The sequence below is a fragment of the Ectobacillus sp. genome (assembly GCF_056992975.1).
The window spans coordinates 1-3375 of sequence record NZ_JBXKMX010000206.1 but is presented as its reverse complement, the minus strand read 5'-3'; the positions used below and the strand labels follow the sequence as shown (position 1 = coordinate 3375).

2 protein-coding genes and 1 pseudogene are annotated in these 3375 nt (G+C 37.1%); all 3 read left to right on the top strand.

Features of this window, described 5'->3' with window-relative positions; translation table 11 throughout:
- The first annotated feature begins 255 nt into the window (after positions 1-255).
- Positions 256-867: a superoxide dismutase [Mn] gene (gene sodA / locus AC11ZT_RS09520; RefSeq protein ID WP_484059369.1), complete on the top strand. Its 612-nt coding sequence runs from the start codon at positions 256-258 to the stop codon at positions 865-867.
- Between the two features lie 212 nt (positions 868-1079).
- Positions 1080-2324, top strand: a complete 1245-nt coding sequence (locus tag AC11ZT_RS09515) for an MFS transporter (RefSeq protein ID WP_484059368.1) — start codon at positions 1080-1082, stop codon at positions 2322-2324.
- A 119-nt stretch (positions 2325-2443) separates the two neighbouring features.
- Positions 2444-3375, top strand: a pseudogene (locus AC11ZT_RS09510) (penicillin-binding protein); the annotation flags it as partial.

Genomic DNA, 3375 nt, shown 5'->3' with positions numbered 1-3375 from the left:
AGGCTCTTATAAAGCTGTGAAAATAACGACATAGTTTCACTTCCTTAATTAGATTCAGCACCTTCATTGTAACGTATCCAGCTTCTTTTAAACAAGGCAATTCCAGTTATTTTATAAGTCTTATTATTTGATAAGAAGACTAAAGTTTGATAGGGTATGAAGTATAGATTGTTTTTCACTATTTTGAAAATAGTGTAAAATAAAAATGGAATGAGACAATTTGTCCATTCAAAAAAATTTTGGGAGGAATATACAATGGCTAAATACGAATTACCTGAATTACCATACGCTTATGACGCACTAGAACCACATTTTGACAAGGAAACGATGAACATCCATCATACGAAACATCATAACACTTATGTGACAAACCTAAATGCAGCTTTAGAAAACTACCCTGAATTAGCTGCAAAAAGCGTAGAAGATTTAGTAGCTGGTTTAAATGAAGTTCCAGAAGCAATCCGTACTGCAGTTCGTAACAACGGTGGGGGCCATGCTAACCACTCTTTCTTCTGGACACTTCTTTCACCAAACGGTGGCGGTGCACCAGTAGGAGAACTTGCTGCGGCAATTGAAGCTAAATTTGGCAGCTTTGAAGCATTTAAAGAAGCATTTGCGAATGCAGGCAAATCTCGTTTTGGATCTGGTTGGGCTTGGCTAGTCGTTAACAATGGAGAATTAGAAATTACAAGTTCTGCAAACCAAGATTCACCACTTTCAGAAGGAAAAACTCCAGTATTAGGCTTGGACGTTTGGGAACATGCTTACTACTTAAAATATCAAAACCGTCGTCCTGACTACATAAGTGCATTCTGGAATGTAGTAGATTGGAACGCAGCAGAAAAACTTTATGTAGCAGCAAAATAATGGTAGTATCAAAACTTTGATATCTATTATTATGATAGGCAGTAAAAAAAGCTATCCGTTTTATTTTCGGATAGCTTTTTTGCTGTCTATTCCTTACTGTTATGCCCTATTTTAGAGTAGCTTTGTCTTTTTTATACATACTATAGCTTCTTTTTTCGTATAGTTTTTCCTCTTTTTTGAAACAATACATGCATGAGCAAAGGAGAGTTTTTATGAAATGGAAGCATATTTTTGGTGATATTGAGGTCAATCGGGATTTACTTTTATTATTAGCAATTGGTGGGTTATATACCCTTGCCATTGCTTTGTCAAACACATTTGTAAATATCTATTTATGGAAGCAGACGAAAAACTTTTTGAATCTAGGTCTGTATAACTTAGCTATTGTAGTATTGCAGCCGATTGCATTTGTCTTTGCAGGAAGGTTAGCCAAGGTGATGGATCGTGTTATTCTATTACGCTGTGGTGTAAGTGTACTTGCTCTATTTTTCATTACCGTATTACTCGTTGGAGTCCATGCATCGCATTATATTCTTTTAATTGGTGCGCTTCTTGGAGTAGGTTATGGATTTTATTGGCTTGCCTTTCATTTACTTACCTTTGAAATTACGGAGCCTGAAACACGAGATTTTTTTAATGGATTTCTTGGACTGCTGGTATCATTTGCAGGTATGGTTGGGCCAATTGTTGCAGGTTTTATCATTTCTCGAATGGAACAATGGAATGGGTATACGTGTATTTTTATTCTATCATTGCTTCTTTTTGCAGTTGCCATTCTTCTTAGTTTTTTTCTCTCTCACAGGGAGTGTGAAGGAAAGTATGAACTTAAGGAGGTTGTGAGGGAGAGAGGAAGAAATTACAACTGGCGAAGTGTAACATGGGCTCACTATTTTCAAGGCATTCGCGAGGGTACCTTTATATTTGCAATCTCAGTTATCTTGTATATTACAACTGGAAGTGAAATGGCAATTGGCCAATATGGTTTGATTAGTTCGGCAGTATCTTTTTTTGTCTACTATATCGTGACAAGGTTTTTAAAAAAAACACATCGAAAAAAAGCCATATTACTAGGGGGAATCTTACTTTATCTTTCCGTTTTTTTAATTGTATTTGACGTAACCTATGAAAGATTGTTGTTTTATGCTATCTGTATTTCTATCGCTTACCCGATTCTACTTGTGCCATTAGGATCCATTTCTTTTGATGTGATTGGACGAGCAAGGCGGGCAAAGGATCTTCGCATTGAGTATATGGTGATACGAGAATGTTATTTAAATCTCGGGCGTATCTGTTCTATCCTTTTATTTTTAGCTGCTGTCATGTTCTTCCCAGCAGAGAAAAGTATTCCTATCTTGCTCAGTGTGGTGGGTGCCGGACATTTCCTGATCTATTTTGCCATAAGAAATGTCAAATATGAAGCACGAAGCTTATCAGAGAAAGCAATGGACGCAAGATAACGAAGTATAAACTTATGGAAGGGAAGGTTACCTTCTCTTGTAATTTGTGATAAAATAGACTCGCTATGATGCAAAGACACCTAATTCTTGGGTGTCTCTTTCCGCTTGAGGGGGTAAGTATGCAAAAAAATAAGAAGAAAAAGAGAAGTCAGGTTCCTATTCGTTTAAATATGTTGTTTTTCATTGTATTTATTTTGTTTTCTGCCCTCATTTTACGTTTAGGTGTTGTACAGATTGTGTATGGGGATGATTATAAAAAGGAAGTAGCGAGAACAGAAGACTCTACGATAAGCACTCCGGTACCGCGTGGTAATATGTATGATCGGTATAACCGGGCAGTAGTTAATAATCTCCCATTGCGAACCATTACGTATACACGAATGAAGGGATCAAAAAGTGAAGATCGTTTAAAAGTTGCACAGGATTTGGCAAATTATCTTGATATTCCTACGGACAAGCTTACTGATAAGGATAAAAGGGACTTTTGGTTACAACTGCACCCAGATCTTGCAAAGGGAAAAATTATGAAGCAAGAACTCCAAGATTTGAAAGATAAAAAGCTTACGGATAAAGATTTATATGATCGGCAACTTAGCCGTGTTACTGACGTGGAAGTCGCAACTTTAACACCGATGGACTTAAAGGTTTTAGCCATAAAGCAAAAGATGGATGGCGGCTATAATATGACGCCGCAAGTCATTAAAAATCAGGGAGTTACCGAACAAGAATATGCAGTTATAAGTGAAAACTTGGATAAACTACCGGGTGTTGATACGACAACGGATTGGGAGCGTAACTATCCGTTTGGTGACATGTTTACCAGTGTACTCGGCAAGGTGACAAGTGCGGATGAAGGATTACCAAAAGAAAATCTTGATTATTATTTAGTTCGTAATTATAACCGTAATGACCGAGTAGGGAAAAGCTACATCGAGCAGCAATATGAAGATATGCTTCATGGTATAAAAGCAGAAACAAAAACCGTGACAGACAAGCAAGGCAATATTCTTGACCAAGTGCTTGTTTCAAAAGGGCAACAAGGTAAGGATTT

What these genes read in the sequence shown, in the direction of transcription:
- sodA (WP_484059369.1), top strand. Translation starts at nt 256, where the DNA reads ATGGCTAAATACGAATTACCTGAATTACCATACGCTTATGACGCACTA.
- AC11ZT_RS09515 (WP_484059368.1), top strand. Translation starts at nt 1,080, where the DNA reads ATGAAATGGAAGCATATTTTTGGTGATATTGAGGTCAATCGGGATTTA.